This is a genomic window from Sphaerisporangium sp. NPDC049002, from assembly GCF_040649355.1.
Classification (GTDB): Bacteria; Actinomycetota; Actinomycetes; order Streptosporangiales; family Streptosporangiaceae; genus Sphaerisporangium.
In genome coordinates this window covers 66,196-84,933 of the sequence record NZ_JBEZFH010000007.1, presented here as the reverse complement: position 1 = coordinate 84,933, position 18,738 = coordinate 66,196, and the positions used below count along the sequence as shown (strand labels likewise).

Sequence of the window (18,738 nt, the reverse complement as noted above, 5' to 3'; positions counted from 1 at the left end):
AGATGCGCGACACCGACGAGGACGTCTTCCGCGCGGCGGAGGAGCTCGGCATCGACCTGTCCCGGCGTGAGCCGAGCAGCGTCGAAGAGGTCTGACGGTTCCCAGGCGCGACCTTCGAGTGTCGGCCCGCGACGGAGGGAAGGCGGTCGTCTTCCGGCGCGGTCCGGCACTCGTCTGCCCCGGGTCCGACACTCGCCTCTCCTGGGTCCGGCACTCGTCCGGCGGGGGTCCGACACTCGTCCGGCGCGGGTCCAACGCTCGCCCGGCGCGATCGGCTGGGGATCGCCGGCCTTCGGCCTGGCGCTGGCCTGTGCCCCGCAGGTGGAGTTTCGACTGACGACGCCGCACTTTTGTCGCAGAACGATAAAAGCGCCCTCGCACCAGCCGTAACATCTAGACAGTTTCTACGCAACATTCTAGGCTCACACCAGAACAAGCCGGGCATTTGGCGAAAGTTCAGGAGGTGCAGCGAGTTGCCACCGCAGCACCGCATCCTTCGTCTCCTGCGACGAAGGTCGCGCTCCGAGGCCCATCGACCCCCGTGTCCCAGCGCCACCGCCGCCCACGACGACCGGCGACGGCCCCCTTCGTGACGCCCCCAGCGCGTCCATCCGCGACCGCTTGACGGCTTGTCCCGACCCCGCAGCGCTCGAAGGCGAGGTGACTCACCCCCTCTGACAGAGACCTGTTGACTGTTCTATCTACAGCGGTACACATTTGTCCGAACGACGTCGCTGACGGATTCCCCCACTCTCCGCGTCGTTGGCGTGATCGGCGCACGCCTGTCTGGACTCGTACGACAGGAAGCGAGACCAACCGATCATGTTACGAAGACTGGCCTCATGCGTCGCCGTACTTACGGCCGCCCTGAGTCTGGCCCCTCCGGCACAGGCCGCACCGAACGCCGCGGCGCTCGCGGCACCCGGCTACACCCAGGTGACGCTGGCCAAGGGCGCGGCGGAGACCGGCGAGCCGATGGGCCTGACCGTCCTGCCCAACCGGGGTGTGCTGCACACCTCGCGCGACGGCACGATCCGCTACACCGACGTGCTCGGCAACACCAAGGTGGCGCTCACCATCCCGGTGTACACGCACGACGAGGAGGGCCTGCAGAGCATCAAGGCCGACCCGAACTTCGCGTCGAACCGGTGGGTGTACGTCTACTACGCGCCGCCGCTGTCCACCCCGGGCGGTGACGCGCCGGCCTCCGGGACGGCGGCCCAGTTCGCCCCGTTCAACGGCGTGAACCGGCTGGCCCGGTACACGGTCAACGCGGACAACACCCTCAACGCGGCCTCCGCGGTCACCATCCTGGACGTCCCCACCAGCCGCGGCATGTGCTGCCATGTCGGCGGCGACATCGACTTCGACGCGGCCGGCAACCTCTACCTCTCCACCGGTGACGACACGAACCCGTTCGACTCCAGCGGCTTCACGCCGATCGACGAGCGGACCGACCGCAACCCGGCCTACGACGCGCAGCGCACCGCAGGCAACAGCAACGACCTGCGGGGCAAGGTGCTACGGGTCAAGCCGGGCGCGACCGGCGGCTACACCATCCCGGCGGGCAACATGTTCGCGCCCGGCACCGCGAACACCCGGCCCGAGATCTACGCGATGGGTTTCCGCAACCCGTTCCGGATGAGCGTCGACCGGGCCACCGGCACGGTCTACCTCGGTGACTACGGGCCGGACGCGGGCACCGCCGACCCCAACCGGGGCCCGGCGGCGTCGGTGTCGTTCGAGCGCATCACCCAGCCCGGCTTCTACGGCTGGCCGTACTGCTCGCAGTTCAACGTGCCGTACGTCGACTTCCAGTTCCCGTCCGGGCCCTCGGGCCCCGCGTTCAACTGCGCCGGCGGGCCGGTGAACAACTCGCGCAACAACACCGGCATCACCCAGCTCCCGGCCTCGCGCGCCGCCTGGCTGCCGTACGGAGTCGGCCAGGACCGGCAGGAGCTGTGCTGCGGAAGCTGGTCGCCGATGGGCGGCCCGGTCTACCACTACGACGCCGCGCTCGCCTCGGACGTGAAGTTCCCGGCCTCGATGGACGGCAAGGTGTTCCTCGGAGAGTTCGGCCGGCGATGGATCAAGACGGCCACCGTGGCCTCCGGCGGCGGGGTGGGCGCGATCGAGGCCTTCCCTGCCTGGACCGGCACCCAGGTGATGGACATGGAGTTCGGGCCGGACGGCGCGCTGTACGTGCTCGACTACGGCACCGGCTGGTTCGGCGGCGACGCCAACTCGGCCGTGTACAGGATCGAGTACAACTCGGGCACCGGCCGAGCCCCCATCCCGGTGATCAACGCCAACCCGAGCTCCGGGAACGCGCCGCTCGCCGTGCAGTTCAGCTCGGCCGGGACCACCGACCCGGACGGCGACCCGATCACCTACGCGTGGGACTTCACATCGAACGGCAGCACCGACTCGACCGCGGCCAACCCGTCGTTCACCTACGCGTCCAACGGCACGTACACGGCGACCCTGACCGTGAGCGACAACACCGGCCGCAGTGCCACGGCGAGCATCACCATCAGCGTCGGGCAACCGAAGGTCACGCTCAACCTGCCGCTCAACGGGCGGGTGTTCAGCTTCGGGGACGCGATCCCGTTCCAGATCAGCGTCACCGATCCGAACGCCCCGACCATCGACTGCAGCCGGGTGAAGATCACCTACATCCTCGGCCACGACAGCCACGGCCACCCGCTCACCAGCGCGACCGGCTGCTCCGGCACCATCCAGACCACTGTGGACGGTGAGCACGACGCCAACGCGAACATCTTCGGCGTCTTCGACGCGGAGTACACCCCGGTCGGCTCGACCACGGCCGTCCACGCGCCGCAGGCCGTCCTGCAGCCGCGGATCCGGCAGGCCGAGCACTACAACGCCCAGCAGGGTGTGACGGTCGTGGCCAAGGCCTCCGCCAACGGCGGCAACGCGGTCGGGTACATCGAGAACGGGGACTGGATCTCGTTCACGCCGTACAACCTGACCGGGGTCACCTCGTTCACGGCCCGGGTCGCGTCGGGTGGGGCGGGCGGCACGCTCACCCTGCGGGCCGGTTCGGCGACCGGGACGGTGATCGGCACGGCCACGGTCGCGCCGACCGGCGGCTGGGAGACCTGGGTCAACGTCACCGGTACCGTGACACCGCCGGCAGGGACGACGAACCTGTTCCTGGTCTTCACCGGTGGCGCGGGCTCGCTGTTCGACATCGACTCCTTCACGTTCACCAGCGGCGGCACACCGCCGCCGACGTCGAACCTCGCGCTGAACAAGCCGGCGACGGCCTCCAGCGTCGAGTCGGCCGCCTACCCGGCCTCGGCCGCGGTGGACGCGTCGGCGACGACCCGGTGGTCCAGCGCGTTCTCCGACCCGCAGTGGATCCAGGTCGACCTGGGCGCCACCTACACCATCAACCGGGTGCGCCTTGTGTGGGAGGCCGCCTACGGTTCGGCGTACCAGATCCAGACCTCACCCAACGGCACCACCTGGACCACCGCCCGGTCGGTGACCGGCGGCAACGGCGGCGAGGACGACAACACCGGCCTGAACGCCTCCACCCGGTACGTGCGCATCTACGGCACCGCCCGGGGCACGGCGTACGGGTACTCCCTGTTCACCTTCGAGGTCTACGGAAGCTGAGCACCACGGCGGGCCGGGGCGCAGGGCGACCCCGGCCCGTCCCTCTCAGGCGGCGGCGAGCCTCATCGTCCAGCGAGGTCTGTCCCATAACACGGTGGTAGGGGAGAACTGGCGTATCCCCGGCGCGACCCGCTGAGCGTACGTTGGCGCACCCGCCGGCTCCGCCCCGCTCGCCGGGTTCGACAAGCTCTACGTCGACCCCGCGGACGCCGCCGGCGGCCTGGTTCCGGAGCCGTAGCGGCGCTCCCGGCGAAGCCGCCCTCGCCCTGAGGGTGGCTCCGCCGTAGAAGGCGCGGCCCGCTCCCTGGCCGGCCCGGAGAAGAAGTTATCCACAGTATCCACAGAGTCGTACACAGGTTCGAATCGGATCCGGGCCGTACCGCCGACGACGAGGAGGCGCCGCGGCCTGTGGCTCGCGCGCGGGATGGTGGTCAGCGGGCCGCGAGGGCCTCCTCACTGAACAGTGGGCGCCGCGGGACCGTCACCGCCCTCTCCGTCGCCGGGGGCCGGGCGGTCTGACGGGCAGTTCTGCCCGCAGCCGCCGAAGCGCGCCGAGTCGATCGGGGTGAAGGACGTGGCGTTCACTCCCCTGAGTGCGGCCATCATGGTGTCGTTCCAGATCGGCCCGGGGATGGTGGCCCCGAAGACGGCGCCGTAGTACCTGCCCCCGATGGTGACGCCGTTGAGCTTGTGCGCGATGGCGCCTCGGGGGTCGCCGATGCTCACCGCGCCGGCAAGGTCGGGGGTGAATCCCGCGAACCACGCGCTCGACTGGTCGTCGTTGGTGCCGGTCTTGCCGGCGGCGTCCCTGCCGATCCCGCCCACCGCCCGCATCGTGCCCTTGGTGAACACCCCCGACAGGATGTGCGCCGCGGCGTCCGCGACTTCGGGATCCAGCGCCTGGCGGCACTTCGACCGGAAGTCGGTCACCTCGCCGTCCTGGGCGGTGACCTGGGTGATGGCCATGGGAGCGCAGTACTTCCCGCGCGCGGCGATGGCGGCGTAGGCGTTGGCGACGGTCACCGGGTCCATCTCGTTGATGCCGAGAGTGAAGGTCTCGTACTCCTGCAACTTCCGGCCGTCGGCCCGCTTGATGCCCAGTGACCTGGCGGTCCGGACGGTGTCGCACAGGCCGACGCGGCGCTCCAGTTCCATGAAGAAGGTGTTGACCGACTGCCAGGTGCCGGTCCGCAGCGACTTGAAGCCGGGAGATCCTTCGTCGTTGGTGACGGTGTGCGTCGGGTCGCCGACGTTCTCGCCCTTGCAGTTCGTGAAGGCGGAGTAGCCCGTGGCGCGGTAGCCGTCGCCGACGCTGAAGCCGTCGTCGATCTTCATGCCCTGCTCCAGGGCCGTGATCAGCGTGAAGGTCTTGAACGTCGAGCCCGCCTGGAACCCGCCGAGGCCGCCGTGGCCGGTGTCGGCCACGATGTTGTACGACATCTCGTGGCGGCGCGCGGAGGTGCCGTACCCGCGGCTGGCCGCCATTGCCTTGATCATCCCGGTGCCCGGCTGGACCAGGGCCTCGGAGGCGACGGGGTTGTCGGAGGCGTGGACGTGCTTCTTGATGGCCTTCTCGGCCGCCGCCTGCATGCGGGGGTCGAGCGTCGTCCTGATCGTCAGACCGCCGCGGTAGAGGAGCCGGGCGTTGTCCTCCTCGGTCCTGCCGAACGCGGGATCGCGCAGGAACTCCTCACGCACGTACACGCAGAAGTAGGGGTAGGGGCTCGCCGTGCAGTTGCCGGGCAGGGGCGTGCCCTTGTAGCCGAGCTTCTTGGACTTGGCCTCGGCGGCCTGCTGGGGAGTGATCTTGCCGAGCTCCCTCATCCGGTCGAGCACGACGTCGCGCCGTTCCAGCAGCCGTTGCCGGTTCTTCCTGCCGCCCTCCGGATCGGTGGCGGTGGGCAGCTGCACGGCCCCCGCCAGGGTGGCCGCCTGCCACAGCGTGATCCGGGAGGCGTGCACGCCGAAAAACCGTTTGGCCGCGGCCTCGATGCCGTTGGCCCCGGCGCCGAAGTAGGCGATGTTGAGGTACTTCTCAAGGATCTGGTCCTTGGTGTACTTCTGCTCGACCCCCATCGCGAAGCGCAGCTCGTTGAGTTTGCGCCCGTAGGTGGCCTCCAGGGCCTTTTCCTTCTCCTTCTTGGTGACGGCCGTGTTCAGCAGCACCTGCTTGACGTACTGCTGGGTGATGGTGGAGCCGCCCTGGCTCACCCCGCCCGACTGGAGGTTCCTCGCCAGCGCCCGCATGGTGCCTTCGAGGTCGATCGCGCCGTGCTCGTAGAAGCGGTCGTCCTCGATCGAGATGATGGCCGTCTTCATGACATCGGCCACCTGGCGGAGCGGGACGACCTCGCGGTACACGTCCCAGAACTGCGCGATCGGGTGCCCGTTGGCGTCGAGGACCGTCGTCTTCTCGGCGAGCGGGGGTTCAGGGAGTTCGGCGGGCTTGAGGTCGAGCCCGTCCGACGCGCCGATGATCGCCACCCCCGCGCCCCCCACGGCGGGCAGCGCGAGCCCCGCGGCCAGCATCCCCGCCGCCACCGCCACCCCGGCAAGACGCGCGATCTTCGATGCCTTCCCCTGTCGCATCAGAGCCTCCCGAGGCCGCGGGTGGCGCGTCGACGATGCTGGGTGGGCATGGTGAAGCCTTCCGGACGTGTGCTGGGTGCGACGGGCAGTCGCGCGTCGTCGTTTGATGGCATCCAAGACGGAAACGTTCGGATCTATACCGAATTGGCATAAGTCCACGTCATGGACGTCCTCGGCCCCTGGGCGGGGTGAGGCAGGAGGCCGCCGGTAACTCGACGCCCATGTCCGCTTTGTCTGGCGGATGAGGTTGAATAGGTGTCTTGACCTGCGCATTCACGTGCGATGAGATCGTTTGGGGGGCACCATGATTCGCGGGCTCATGCCGCGGCTTCGGCCGTCCTCGATCCGGGCACGGTACACGATCGCGACGGCGGTGCTGTCCCTGGTCGCCTTCACGCTGATCGGGCTCGGCCTCGACTACACGATCCGGCTCAGGACCCAGGCCATCACCTTCCTGGAGACGCAGCGCGTGGCCACGGACTGGATCGCGGCCATGCAGCCAGGCAACACGCGGCCGACCCCGACGAACGAGGTCAACCTTCTCCAGCTCGTCGACTCCCAAGGCCGGGTGGTGCAGGCCAGCGCACCGCTTGCGGGCAGCCCTCCTCTGAGCTCGGACCAGCCCTCCGTCGACGACCGGATCCAGGATCGCGTCGAATGCTCCACGCGGCACGGGTGCGTCCTGGTCACCGCGATCCGGGTCCCTCCCCAGGTCGCCCGCCAGCTCTGGGGCGGAGAACCTCACTTCGTCTACGCCGGTACGCGTGAGCCGCTGAGCCTCGCCGAGCACCATCTGGAGCTCTACGCCGGCGCCGGAGCCCTGCTGGCCACGGCCTTCGCGGCGTGGACGACCTGGATGGTCGTGGGCCGGACGCTGCGTCCGATCAAGGCCATCCGCGAGAAGACGTCCGAGATCACGGTGACCGACCTGAGCCAGCGGGTGCCCCAGCCTCCCGGTCGCGATGAGATCGCGCAGCTCGCCCGCGCCTCCAACCAGAACCTCGCCCAGCTCGAAACGGCGGTGGACCAGCTCCGCCACTTCGCCTCCCTGGTCACCCACGAGCTCAGGTCCCCGATCTCCGGCCTGCGGGCGCAACTGGAGGAGGCGCTGCTGTACCCCGGCGAGATGGATCCGCGCAGCACCATCCAGACCGCACTTTCGACCACCGAGCGGTGCCAGGCGATCATCAACGAAGTGCTCATGTACGCCCACATCCAGACGGCCGTCCCCGCCCCGCACGAGCCGGTCGACCTCGGCGCGCTGGTGAGGCAGGAGGTGGCGACCCGGATCCGGGGCGTGCCGGTGCGCGCCCGTGTCGACCACGACGTGAAGGTCATGGGCAACCCGCTGCACCTGACCGGGCTCTTGAGCAACCTGCTGGTCAACGCGCAGCGGCACGCCGCCACCCGAGTCGAGGTGACCGTCGGCGGCTCCGGCGGCCAGGCCGTGGTGACCGTGACCGACGACGGCGACGGCATCGCACCAGAAGATCGTGAACGCGTCTTCGAGCCCTTCACCCGCCTGAAGGACGCCCGGCGCCGCGACCCCAAGGGGAGCGGACTCGGCCTCGCCCTCTGCCGCGAGGTCGCCGACGCCCACCACGGAACCCTTCTGATCGAGGACTCCCCCAAAGGCGCGCGGTTCGTCCTTCGCCTGCCCGCCGTCGATCAGCCCTGAAACTCCGACGCGGTGACGTCACGGCGGACCAGGGGCCGGGCCGGTGCGGAGTCCGCGGAGTGGCCGGAGGTCAGCGGTGGGGGTAGCGCATGAGGAGGCTGGCGTGGACGTCCTGGCCGCCGATCGCGGCGTAGCTGTGCGGGACGTCCGACGACCAGGTGATGTGCTCGCCGGGCCCCGCGAGCAGGGGTGAGTCCACGGGGCCCGCCTCAAGGGTCCCGGAGAAGACGGTGATGTGCTCGGTCACCCCCTGGTGGTGGGCGGGGGAGATCTGCGTGGCCCCTGTCTGGATCACCAGCCGGTAGAGCTCGTAGGTCACGGCCTCGTCCTGGAAGACCTGGAGCAGCACGCCGTGGACCGCGGTGCCCTGAACCAGGGGATTCGGCCCGAGCGCGACCGCCAGCGGGACGCCGAGCTGGGCCGTGACCGCCCAGAGGGTCTCCAGCGTCGGGTTGCGGGTGCCGTTCTCCAGCCCGGACAGCGTGGCCTTGCCGACCCCGGCGCGCCGGGCGAGCTCAGAAAGCGATATGCCGCGTTCCTGGCGCAACCTGCGGATTCGCTGTCCAATGTCGGACGCATCAGCGTTCACGATGAAAAAGGCTTTCGGAGGCGCGTTCCATGAGGCTATGGTGCCAGGACGACGCCGTTCCGTATACGGAACACCTCCGAGGGGATCCTGGCATGACGCGCCTGTTGCAACCGGTGCTGGCGGGCGTGGTGACCGCGCTCGTCGGCTTCGCCAGCTCCTTCGCCGTGGTACTGGCCGGGCTCCGGGCCGTGGGAGCCGACCAGGCGCAGGCGGCGTCGGGGCTGCTCGCGCTGTGTGTGGCCAACGGCGTGGTGGCCATCGTGCTCAGCGTGCGGCAGCGCCTGCCGATCACCATCGCCTGGTCCACCCCGGGCGCGGCCCTGCTGGTGTCCACCGGTGCCGTGGAGGGCGGGTTCCCCGTCGCGGTGGGCGCGTTCATGGTCTCCGGGCTGCTCGTCGTCGCCGCGGGCCTGTTCCCCGCGCTGGGCCGCCGCATCGCGGCCATCCCCGCCCCGATCGCCAGTGCCATGCTGGCCGGGGTCCTGCTCGACCTGTGCGTGGCTCCGGCGCGGGCGCTCGGCGAGATCCCGTGGATGGCCGGTCCCGTCGTGCTCACCTGGGCGCTCCTCAGCCGCTTCGCCCGCAAGTGGGCGATCCCCGGGGCCCTGCTCGTCGCGATCGGGGCGATCACCGTGGCGGGGCCGGGGCTGGGCGCGGTGGACGTACGGCCGGTCGTCGATCTCACCGTCCCGGCGTGGAGCGCCTCGGCGATGGTCAGCATCGCGCTGCCTCTGTTCCTGGTCACCATGGCCTCGCAGAACATCCCGGGCATGGCGGTCCTGGCCGGTTACGGCTACCATCCGCCGCTGCGCGGGATCCTCGCCGGCACCGGCCTGGCCAGCGTCCTCGGCGCACCCTTCGGCGGCCACGCGGTGAACCTGGCGGCCATCACCGCCGCGCTGGCCGCCGGGCCGGACGCCGAGCCCGACCCGGGCCGCCGGTGGATCGCGTCGGTCGCGGCCGGCGGCTCGATGATCGTCCTGGGCGTCGGGGCGGGCCTGGCGACCGCGCTCGTCGTCCTGTCCCCGCCGGTGCTCATCGAGGCCGTCGCCGGCCTGGCCCTGATCGGTGCGCTCGCCTCGGCGGTGACCACGGCCGTGGCCGAGCCCGAGGGCCGGGAGGCGGCGGTGGTGACCTTCGTGGTGACCGCGTCGGGGCTGACGCTGCTCGGGGTGGGCGCCGCGTTCTGGGGGCTCGCGGCGGGAGGCCTCATGATGCTCCTGCACCGGAGGAGGACCGCACCGGTCAAGGAGAGGGAAGTTCAGACGGCCCTGCGATGAACCGGCCGCTGCCTGGGTGAGCCCGCCGGCGTCAGGCGAGCGGCACCCGCCACTCCAGGCGGGCGCCTCCGGATGCGGGCGTGTTCATCTCGAACGACCCTCCGAGCCGGTCCGCGCGCTCTTCGAGGTTGCGCAGGCCGCTGCGTCTCCCCTCCGCCGGCAGTCCGACCCCGTTGTCCTCCACGATCACCGTGAGCCATCCCTGGTGGGTACGGGTCGTCACGTCGGCGCGGGAGGCCTTCGCGTGGCGCACCACGTTGGACAGCGCCTCGCGCAGCACGGCCGGCACCTGCTCGGCGATCTCCGGCGGGACGCCGTTGTCCAGCTGGCCTTCCATGTTCAGCCCCGGCATGAATCCGAGGTGGCCGCGCGCGGCCTCCACGACGTCCACGATCTGGGCACGCAGGCTCGGCGCGCCCGGCCGGCTGGGGGTCGTGAGGGCGAAGATGGTGGAGCGGATCTGACGGATGGTGCCGTCGAGCTCGTCGATCGCGCTCTGCAGCCTGGCGGAGGCCTCCGGTCGCTCCACCAGGCGGACCGCGCTCATGAGCGTCATGGCCACCGCGAAGAGCCGCTGGATGACGACATCGTGAAGATCCTTGGCGATCCGGTCGCGATCTTCCAGCAACCCCAGCCGCTCGGCGTCCTTGCGCGTCTCGGCCAGTTCCAGCGCGACGGCCGCCTGCCCGGCGAAGGCGTGAAGGGTGCGCAGCTCGGAGTGGCTATAGGGACTGCGTCCCGGTCGCTTTCCCAGGGACAGCACACCCCGCACGGCACCCGGAGCGCCGAACGGAACGGCCGCCACCGGCCCGACCGGGACGGGCTGGGCGAAGGCGATGAGGACGTCGCTTTCGGCGGGGCTGTCCACCATGAGCGCCTCACCGGTCACGAAGGCCCTTCCGGCGAGGGCGCCGGAGACCTCCGCGATGCTGTACTGCTTCTCGTCCTCGCCGTCTTCGAGGACGAGCCGGAGGGTGTCCGCGTCGTCGCCGGGGAGCAGGAGTGCCACGACGTCGGCGTCGGCCATGTCACGGGCCCGCCGCGCCATCAACGCGAGCACCTCCTGCGGCTCGGCTCCCGACAGCAGGCGGGTGGTGACCTCCGAGGAGGCCTCCAGCCAGCTCTCGCGACGACGGGTCTCCTCGTACAGCCGGGCGTTCTCGATGGCCACGCCGGCGGCGGTGGCCAGGGCGACGACGATCGCCTCGTCCTCTTCGTCGAACTCACCGCCTCCGCGCTTCTCGGTGAGGTAGAGGTTGCCGAACACCTCGTTCCGCACCCGGACCGGCACGCCGAGGAAGCTGCCCATCGGCGGATGCCCCGGGGGGAAACCGTAGGACTCGGGATGCTGGGAGATATGGGCCAGCCGCAGAGTCTGGGGCTCCTTGATGAGCAGCCCGAGCAGCCCCAGGCCGTGCGGCCAGTGCTCGATGCGGGCGATCTCCTCCTCGCTCAGCCCCACCGGGACGAACTGCACCAGCGTGTTGCCGTCGCCGATCACTCCGAGCGCCCCGTAACTGGCGTCCACCAGGGTCGTGGCGGTCTCCACGATCCGGTGCAAGACGGTTTTCAGATCGAGGTCGCTCCCCACCGAGACGACCGCGTCCAGCAGGCCGTGCACGCGGTCACGGGTGGCGAGCACGGCTTCCAGCCGCGTCTGCAGCTCCGACAGCAACTCGTCCAGCCGCATGTGCGGGAAAAGCGAACGCGGCTTGTTCTCCGTCATACCAGGGAGTTTGACACCAAGTCCGGTCCGGCCCCTACACCGCATCGGCGGCCTTCAGCGCAGCCTGCGGCGGAACGGGGACTGACGGGACCGGGCGGGCTCCAACCGCACGCGCACATCGACGGCGACCGCGCCGGAGGGTGTGACGATCACGGGGTTGAGGTCGAGCTCCGCCACTTCGGGAAGGTCGTCCATGAGGCGGCCCACCCCGATGATCTGCGCCCGCAACGCCTCCGCGTTCGCCGCCGGACGGCCCCGGTAGCCCCTGAGCAGCGGTGCGCATCGGAGCTCGCCCAGCATCCGGGCGGCGTCCGCGTCGCTGATCGGCGGGACCCGGAAGGCGTGATCGGCCAGCAGTTCGGCGGTCACTCCCCCCATGCCGACCATGACCAACGGCCCGAACGTCTCGTGCGCCACCCCACCGACGATCATCTCGACACCGTCGGTGACCATGTGCTGCACCAGGGCGCCGGTCATGGCCGGACCGACGCGCTCCCGCATCTCCCGGTAGGCCCGCCGTACCTCCTCGGCGCCGCGCAGGTTCACCTGGACGCCGCCCACGTCGCTCTTGTGCACGAGGTCGGGCCCGGTGGCCTTGAGCACGACGGGCAGGCCGAGCCGGGCGGCGGCCTCACCGGCGGAATCGGCTCCGTCGACCGGCACCGACTCGGCCACCGGGATGCCGTAGCACCCGAGCAGCCGGGCCGCCGTGTCATGGTCGAGCCAGCGGCCGTCGGGATGGTCCACCAGGTCGGCCCGTACGATCTCACGTGCGGACGCGGCCTGCGCCGGGGGCACCTCGACGGCCGGATCCTCAGGCCGCGAGCGCCAGGTCGCGTACTCCACGACGCGGCTGAGGGCATGTACGGCCTGCTCGGGAAAGGCATAGCTCGGCACGTTCGCTCCGATCATCCCGTCATGTCCGAGCACGCACGCCAGCACGGTCTTGCCCGCTCCCTCGGCGGCGGCGGCGATCGCCTCCCGGGTCCTGGTCAGCCCCGAGCCGAACGGCGGGGTGTAGACGACCAGCACGGCGTCGGCGTCCGGATCGGCCAGCACCGTTCGCACCGCGTCCGCGAGCTCCCCGGCCTCGCCGTCGGCGGTCACGTCCACCGGGTTGCCGACCGCCGCGGCCGTACGCAGCCGGGCGCGCAGGGCCTCCCGCGTGGCCGGGGAGAGCTCGGGGACCACAAGGCCCCGCTGCTCGCACGCGTCGGCGGTCATGGCCTGCGGTCCCCCGGAGTTGCCCACGATCGCGACCCGCCCGCCGGCGGGGAGCGGCTGGGCGGCGAGCAGCCGGGCGGTGTCCAGCAGGTCCCGCACGCTGTCCTCCCTGATCACGCCCGAGGCGCGCAGGAGCGCGTCCACCGCGGCGTCCGGGGTCGCGGCCGCGGCGGTGTGCGACCGTACGGCACGCTCACCGGCGGCGCTGCGACCGCTCTTCACCACCAGGACCGGCTTGGTGGCACTGACCCGGCGGGCGATGCGGCCGAACCTTCGGGGGTTGCCGAAGGATTCCAGATAGAGCGCGATGACCTCGGTCACGGGGTCGTCCTGCCAGTACTCCAGCAGGTCGTTGCCGCTGACGTCGGCCTTGTTGCCGACCGAGGCGAACGAGGAGACGCCGAGGCCGATCTCGGCGGCACGGTCGATCAACGCGGCGGCGACGGCACCGGACTGCGACATGAGTCCCAGCTTCCCGGCCCTCGGCCGGCCGGGGAGGAAGCTGGCGTTGAGCGAGGCGGCGGTGTTCACGATGCCCAGGCAGTTCGGCCCGACCAGGCGCATCCCCGCCTCCCGGCAGATCCTGACCAGCTCGGACTCCTGGTCACGGTCGCCCGCCTCGGCGAACCCCGAACTCACCACGACCAGACCGCGCACTCCGTGGGCGGCGCAGTCGCGGGCCACCCCGGCCACCGTGGCGGCGGGGGTGGCGATCACGGCGAGGTCCACCGGACCCAGGACGGCCGCGAGGCCGGGGTGCGCGCGCAGGCCGCACACCTCGGTCGCCTTGGGGTTGACCGGGTAGAGCGCGCCCGGGAAGCCGCCGTCGATCAGGTTGCGCAGCACCCTGTGCCCCACACCGGCCGGGTCGCGGCCCGCTCCGATCACCGCCACCGATCGTGGGGCGAATACACCGGCCAGCGAGTTGCGTTCGGCCTCGTGCTCGCGGGCGTCCATCTTGGTCAACAGCCCCGCGCTGGTCGCCGTGGAGATCTGGAAGTTCACCCAGCCGTCGAGATGGCTCCGCCGCAGCTCCAGGCCCGTGTCCTTCAGCATCTGGATCACCGGCCCGTTCTCGGCCAGCACGTCCGCCACGAGTTCCTTGACGCCGTTCTCCGCCGCGTTCAGCGCGAGGTGTTCCAGCAGCACCGTGCCCAGACCGTGGCCGTGCGTCTCGTCGTCGATGAGGATTCCCAGGTCTGCCTGCTCGCCGGCGTCATCGCCGACGTACTCGGCCACCCCGACCGGCCGTCCGCGCACCAGCGCCACCAGCGCCTGACCCCGGTAGCCAGGCCCGGTCATGCGGTCCATGTAGGCGTGGGCCGTGGCGGTGCCGCCGGTCGCGAACCGCAGATAGGTGGAGCGTTCGGACGACCTGTCGACCAGGTCGTGAAGCGCGGCCCGATCGGAGTCACGCAGGGGGCGGATGTGAGCGATACCGCCGTCACGCAGCAGGACGTCGCACTCTTCGGGCAGAGATCGTGTCATGGCTCCAAGATTCCGCCGATGCCCCAGGGGCCCACAGAGTCGAAGTGCCCTCCGGCGAGGGACCCTCGTCCCTGGATGGATCTTCCACACGCCGGGCTCCGAGTACGGGCGGCCGTGGCCCTCGCGCGCGCCGGCGGATGTCCTCAGATGTCCTCAGGTGCCCTCGATGGCTTCGGTGGGAGCACAGGCTCCAGGCGGAACAGTCCCACGGCCATCTCGGTGGCTCCGCCCGGTGGCGTGCGGCGTCCGGCGACGGCTCGGAGCACATCGGTGGAGGTGACGAGACCTTCCAGGTTCCCCGATGTGCCGATCACGGGCACCACGTCGACCCCGGAGTCCACCATCGCGGCGGCGACGCAGGGCATCGGCGAGTCCGGTGCCACATGCGGGCACCTGCGGCCGCCCAGCAACGTCCGGACCTGCTCGTCCGACTGCTCGGCCGGCCCTCCGGACCAGTGCGAGGCGATGTCCTCCCGACTCAGAACGCCGAGCACGTGGAGCCGGGCGTCGACCACGGGCAGGTGGTGGACGCCTCCCCTGCGCATGAGCTCCCAGGCCATCAGGGGCGACTCGTCCGGCCTGACCGTGACCAGTACCCGGCTCATCACATCGGCCGCCGTCATCGTGTCGACGTTCATGGCTCCTCCAAGCTGCCGGCGCGTGCGATCAGCGCTCCTCCAGCACCTCCGAGCACGACCGGCGGACGCTTCCCGCCCCGTCCCGCACGAAGCCCAACCTCATGATCATCTGTGGGAACGCGCCGGAGCACAGATGGTCGCGGATGAACTCCCGCAACTCGGGCATCTCCAGCGCCTGAGTGTGGAAGGCCGCGCTGAGCCCGCAGGCGGAGGCGCGGAGCAGGGTGCGCTGCAACGCCTGGCCGGCGGCGAGCCAGTCGTGCCGGGAGTCGCCCGGCGTGGTGAGCATGGCCACGAGCCCGGTCGCCGTGGACCTGCGCTGTTCGCCCTCGCTGCCCCAGGTGTGCCCCCAGGCGTAGTCCCGCTGGGCGAAATGCTGCGGGTACGTACGCCTCCGGGTGATCGGGTAGCCGTGGGCCGGCACGCCGTCCCTGCGGGTGCTGCCGGGAGGCCGGGCCCAGCGGATCAACTCCAGGCCGAACATGCGGTCCTGGGACTGGACGTCCTGCGCGGCGCTGGTGAGCGCGGCCAGCACGCGGGCCTCGACCTCCGACCGGATGGGCATCAAGCGGGCCCCCTCGGTGCTCGCCTGGGCCATCAGCGTCTCTGTCACCTGCTCCCTGACACGCGCGGTGGTGAACCCGGCGCGATGCGTGCGGCGCCGCTCGACCTCTCTGTACAGCGACAGGGTCTGCTCGTCGGCCTCCACGCCCTCCCGCGGCCGGATCGTGGCCAGCAGGAGCGGGCGGTCCGGATCCGGGAACCGCCGTACCTCGGGTTCCCAGCCGAGCGAACGAAGGGCGATCCGTACGTTGAACAGCGCCGCGCCGCAGCTGATCAGCATCTGGCGGCCGGTCGCGTCGGCGAGGCGCAGCTTCCTGTCCGGGTCCGCGCGCAGGCTGATCTCGTCCCCGGAGACGGCGAAGGACCACGGCTGGGTGTTGTGCGTCGAAGGCGCCCAGACGGCCGCCTCGACGGCGGTGTGCAACGTGTCGGAGATCTCGCCGGCTGTGTGAGCGTTCATTGCCTTCCCGTTCCGTGCTTCGGTCCGGAACTGCCTCCACAGCAAGTGTGCCCGCCGGCGTCGCGCGTGGTCAGCGATGAAAGTCCCGAGGCGGCGGGACCTTGGGCCCCACCGGGAGCCGGTACGGCCGGCCGGAACCGAGATGCGGAGGGGCGTTCTCGGTGGTTAGCCTCGCGGGGTGCGAGATCGACTGGACGGCGTTGCGGAGCCTGAATTGCGGCGCGCCTTGTGCGCGTGGGACGTCGACGCCGTCTCGCTGGCGTACGCGCCGGTCGGGTTCGGCGACTATCACTGGACCGCGCTCGACGCCCGGGGATGGCGCTGGTTCGTCACCGTGGCCGACCTGACGCGGAAGGTCCAGTACGGGGCAGGGGTGGCGGACGCCTGGGATGGGCTGGGCCGCGCGATGGACACCGCCTTCGACCTGCGGAACCACGGGAAACTGGACTTCGTCGTGGCACCGCTGCGAACCGCTGCCGGCGAGACCCTGCGACGGCTCGGGTCGCGGTACGCCGTCAGCGTCTTCCCGTTCGTGGACGGCGCACCCGGCGACTTCGGCCAGGCGCTCTCATCAGACGAGCGCGGCCTGGTGCTCGACATGCTCGCCGCACTGCATCGGGCGGCACCTCCGGCCTCGGCCCCCGCTCTGCTCCCGGACCTCTCGACGCGCGCCACACTGGAGACGGGTCTGGACGAGCTGGGGCGGCCCTGGCATGGGGGTCCGTTCGCCGAACGCGCGAGGGCACTGGTGTCGGACGGCGACGGCAAATCCTGACTTGGCCGCTCAGGTCGAGACGGGGGCGGTCTTACCTTGGTCAGTCACTCCCGCTGGGCGAGGACCGCTTCGCCGCCGACTACGGACGCGGCGGCGAGCTCACGTCCGAAGAGGTGAACGCCCTGACGGACGCGACAGCGGCCGGGCTCCGCGACTCGCCGCGACCGGCGAGGTGACACCGGCGGCGCCCGCAAGCGGCTTGTATCAACCTGGAGCCACACGCTGCAAAATCAGGGTGGAAGGGCCTGCGCCAGACGTACCCGACGCCTGGCCGGCCTCGCTGCCGGGCCGGACAGGAGATTGGTGATGAGCGGCATGCCGCACTGGAGGCTCGACCCGCTGGTTGACCGCGATGCCCACCAGCTGCAGGAGTACGACGACCTGACCGCCATCGAGCGGCTGGCGCCCTTCTCGTTCGGGGCGTGCTCGTGCGGCGAGTGGACCACACCCAACATGACCATCGACGACGTCCTCGCGGCTTTCGACGCGCATATGCGACAGGTCCAGGTGGCCGCGCGCGCGAGCCGGCCCTGGCGTGACCGAGACGATCCGGCCCGGTGAGCCATGGCCGGTCCCCCGACCATGAACCTTCTGTGGGGCGCTCCTAAAATCTGCAGTGCTTGATGTAGACATTGAGCGGCATCGACGATAGAGTTCCTGTCATCGCTAAGGACAAGTCCACGAGCCAAGGCAGAGACGAACTGCCTGGATGAATGGAATGGCGCAGATCGGACGTGCCGGGGCCGGTGCAGTGGAAGGGCTCGGGCCGTGGATCCGCTGCCTGGGCAGCCAAAGGGGCCGCCGACGTTTGAAATGACGTCAAGAAGCAGAAGGGAGTGTTAGGCGCCATCAGGATCGCCCGTCGCCGGTTGAGTTCCGCCGCGCGGGTGCCGCAGCTCCACGGATGGGAAGGTGGTCTACGGTCACGTACAAGCGATCCCCGCGTCCCCGCCTCCACAGGGCGGCTGACGCGGAAACGACAAGCCGGCCGAATGGCCGGTAGATGGTGTTGAACCTCGTTGGGCCCCGGTGCACTTCGGCACCGGGGCCCCTGTTCGCGTTCCGGAAGGTTTAGTGGAGCAAACGCATCCGGCCTCGGCCGGCGACACATCCGACAGCAGCCACGACGACAAGTTCGACGATGACGACTACCCGGCGTACAGCATGGGCCGCGCCGCGGAGATCCTCGGCGTCACGCCGGCGTTCCTGCGCAGCCTGGACACCGCCAGGCTGATCACACCGCAGCGCTCCGAGGGCGGCCACCGCCGCTACTCCCGCTACCAACTGCGCCTTGCCGCGAGGGCCCGGGAACTGATCGACCAAGGTACGGCGCTGGACTCCGCCTGCCGCATCATCATCCTGGAGGACCAGCTCGCCGAGGCCCTGCGCATCAACGCCGAGCTGCAGCGTGCTCGCGAGCTCCCGAGCACGTGACCCGTCTCGCCCGCCGCGCCCTCTAGCCGCGCGAGCGCCGCAGTCCGGCCACGCCGATCACGGCCCCGAGCAGGCCGATCACGATGCCCAAGGCACCCAGCAGCCTGGCCGTACCGTCGGAGTCGCCGGGCGTGCCCGATGAGGCCTCCGCGATCGGGGTCACCGACGGAGCGGCGGCCGACGGCGTGGCGGAGGCCATGTCCGAGTGGCCGTCATCCTCGGTGGCGGCCACCAGCTTGAGGACTGGGGCCGGGTGTTCGGGCTCGGACCCGTCGGCCTTGGGCGCGTCGGCCCACTTGACGACCTCACCGCCCGAGTAGGTCTGGATGGTGGGGAAGGTCAGCTCGTCCACGTCCTTGGGCAGCGGGCCGACCGAGACCTCGAACTCCTGGAACTGCCCCGGCTCGATCTTCCCGCCCGTCCAGGTGATCTTGAGTACGGACTCGGTGACCTTGTCCCCGTCGTCGGAGACCACGGGCTTGGGCAGCTTGCCCTTGGTGAGCTTCACGTCCCAGCCGGGAACCGGCCTGACCGAGACGAAGGGAAGCGGGTGATCGGTGGGGAACTGGACTTCGAGCCTGGTCGTCCTGGCCTTGTCCCGCTCGTTGGGAACGCGGAAGCCGATCTTGGTCCCTCGCATCGTCTCAT

Annotated in this window: 13 protein-coding genes; 6 read left to right on the top strand and 7 right to left on the bottom strand. The window is 70.6% G+C overall.

Annotated features, from left to right (window positions below; translation table 11 throughout):
• Positions 1 to 822 precede the first annotated feature (822 nt).
• Positions 823 to 3,645 (top strand): carbohydrate-binding protein, encoded by a 2,823-nt coding sequence (locus AB0B89_RS03250; protein WP_358547358.1) that lies wholly within the window; start codon positions 823 to 825, stop codon positions 3,643 to 3,645.
• Positions 3,646 to 4,098: 453 nt separating this feature from the next.
• On the opposite strand, the gene AB0B89_RS03245 is transcribed toward AB0B89_RS03250, so the two are convergent.
• Positions 4,099 to 6,234 carry a transglycosylase domain-containing protein gene (locus tag AB0B89_RS03245; protein ID WP_358547355.1) on the bottom strand — a complete coding sequence of 712 codons (2,136 nt, stop codon included), beginning with the start codon at positions 6,232 to 6,234 and terminating at the stop codon, positions 4,099 to 4,101.
• Between the two features lie 319 nt (positions 6,235 to 6,553).
• Between AB0B89_RS03245 and AB0B89_RS03240 the strand changes: the two genes are divergently transcribed.
• Positions 6,554 to 7,912, top strand: coding sequence for a HAMP domain-containing sensor histidine kinase (locus AB0B89_RS03240; protein WP_358547352.1), 1,359 nt, complete (start codon positions 6,554 to 6,556; stop codon positions 7,910 to 7,912).
• Positions 7,913 to 7,982: 70 nt separating this feature from the next.
• Here AB0B89_RS03240 and AB0B89_RS03235 read toward each other — a convergent pair whose 3' ends face one another.
• Positions 7,983 to 8,501, bottom strand: coding sequence for an XRE family transcriptional regulator (locus AB0B89_RS03235; protein ID WP_358547349.1), 519 nt, complete (start codon positions 8,499 to 8,501; stop codon positions 7,983 to 7,985).
• A 92-nt stretch (positions 8,502 to 8,593) separates the two neighbouring features.
• On the opposite strand from AB0B89_RS03235, the gene AB0B89_RS03230 reads away from it, so the two are divergent.
• Positions 8,594 to 9,781, top strand: coding sequence for a benzoate/H(+) symporter BenE family transporter (locus AB0B89_RS03230; protein WP_358547347.1), 1,188 nt, complete (start codon positions 8,594 to 8,596; stop codon positions 9,779 to 9,781).
• A 31-nt stretch (positions 9,782 to 9,812) separates the two neighbouring features.
• Here AB0B89_RS03230 and AB0B89_RS03225 read toward each other — a convergent pair whose 3' ends face one another.
• From AB0B89_RS03225 to AB0B89_RS03210, 4 genes are all read right to left on the bottom strand, one after another.
• Complete coding sequence (locus AB0B89_RS03225) at positions 9,813 to 11,507, bottom strand: GAF domain-containing protein (RefSeq protein ID WP_358547345.1); 1,695 nt, start codon at positions 11,505 to 11,507, stop codon at positions 9,813 to 9,815.
• Positions 11,508 to 11,561: 54 nt separating this feature from the next.
• The gene (locus tag AB0B89_RS03220; RefSeq protein ID WP_358547342.1) at positions 11,562 to 14,219 is read right to left on the bottom strand and encodes a GNAT family N-acetyltransferase; all 2,658 of its coding nucleotides are present in this window, start codon (positions 14,217 to 14,219) and stop codon (positions 11,562 to 11,564) included.
• 143 nt (positions 14,220 to 14,362) lie between these two features.
• Entirely contained in the window at positions 14,363 to 14,857 is a 495-nt protein-coding gene (locus tag AB0B89_RS03215) for a CBS domain-containing protein (protein WP_358547339.1), read from the bottom strand.
• Positions 14,858 to 14,885: 28 nt separating this feature from the next.
• The gene (locus AB0B89_RS03210; protein WP_358547337.1) at positions 14,886 to 15,881 is read right to left on the bottom strand and encodes a hypothetical protein; all 996 of its coding nucleotides are present in this window, start codon (positions 15,879 to 15,881) and stop codon (positions 14,886 to 14,888) included.
• A 214-nt stretch (positions 15,882 to 16,095) separates the two neighbouring features.
• Between AB0B89_RS03210 and AB0B89_RS03205 the strand changes: the two genes are divergently transcribed.
• From AB0B89_RS03205 to AB0B89_RS03195, 3 genes are all read left to right on the top strand, one after another.
• The gene (locus AB0B89_RS03205; protein ID WP_358547335.1) at positions 16,096 to 16,656 is read left to right on the top strand and encodes a hypothetical protein; all 561 of its coding nucleotides are present in this window, start codon (positions 16,096 to 16,098) and stop codon (positions 16,654 to 16,656) included.
• A 306-nt stretch (positions 16,657 to 16,962) separates the two neighbouring features.
• Positions 16,963 to 17,217 (top strand): hypothetical protein, encoded by a 255-nt coding sequence (locus AB0B89_RS03200; protein ID WP_358547332.1) that lies wholly within the window; start codon positions 16,963 to 16,965, stop codon positions 17,215 to 17,217.
• Positions 17,218 to 17,820: 603 nt separating this feature from the next.
• Positions 17,821 to 18,090, top strand: coding sequence for a MerR family transcriptional regulator (locus AB0B89_RS03195; protein ID WP_358547364.1), 270 nt, complete (start codon positions 17,821 to 17,823; stop codon positions 18,088 to 18,090).
• A 22-nt stretch (positions 18,091 to 18,112) separates the two neighbouring features.
• Here AB0B89_RS03195 and AB0B89_RS03190 read toward each other — a convergent pair whose 3' ends face one another.
• Complete coding sequence (locus tag AB0B89_RS03190) at positions 18,113 to 18,730, bottom strand: YcnI family protein (protein WP_358547329.1); 618 nt, start codon at positions 18,728 to 18,730, stop codon at positions 18,113 to 18,115.
• Between the last annotated feature and the right edge of the window lie 8 nt (positions 18,731 to 18,738).

Coding starts and splice junctions, on each gene's coding strand:
- AB0B89_RS03250 (WP_358547358.1), top strand. CDS start 823: ATGTTACGAAGACTGGCCTCATGCGTCGCCGTACTTACGGCCGCCCTG.
- AB0B89_RS03245 (WP_358547355.1), bottom strand. CDS start 6,234: ATGCGACAGGGGAAGGCATCGAAGATCGCGCGTCTTGCCGGGGTGGCG.
- AB0B89_RS03240 (WP_358547352.1), top strand. CDS start 6,554: ATGCCGCGGCTTCGGCCGTCCTCGATCCGGGCACGGTACACGATCGCG.
- AB0B89_RS03230 (WP_358547347.1), top strand. CDS start 8,594: ATGACGCGCCTGTTGCAACCGGTGCTGGCGGGCGTGGTGACCGCGCTC.
- AB0B89_RS03225 (WP_358547345.1), bottom strand. CDS start 11,507: ATGACGGAGAACAAGCCGCGTTCGCTTTTCCCGCACATGCGGCTGGAC.
- AB0B89_RS03220 (WP_358547342.1), bottom strand. CDS start 14,219: ATGACACGATCTCTGCCCGAAGAGTGCGACGTCCTGCTGCGTGACGGC.
- AB0B89_RS03215 (WP_358547339.1), bottom strand. CDS start 14,857: ATGAACGTCGACACGATGACGGCGGCCGATGTGATGAGCCGGGTACTG.
- AB0B89_RS03210 (WP_358547337.1), bottom strand. CDS start 15,881: ATGAACGCTCACACAGCCGGCGAGATCTCCGACACGTTGCACACCGCC.
- AB0B89_RS03200 (WP_358547332.1), top strand. CDS start 16,963: ATGAGCGGCATGCCGCACTGGAGGCTCGACCCGCTGGTTGACCGCGAT.
- AB0B89_RS03195 (WP_358547364.1), top strand. CDS start 17,821: ATGGGCCGCGCCGCGGAGATCCTCGGCGTCACGCCGGCGTTCCTGCGC.
- AB0B89_RS03190 (WP_358547329.1), bottom strand. CDS start 18,730: ATGCGAGGGACCAAGATCGGCTTCCGCGTTCCCAACGAGCGGGACAAG.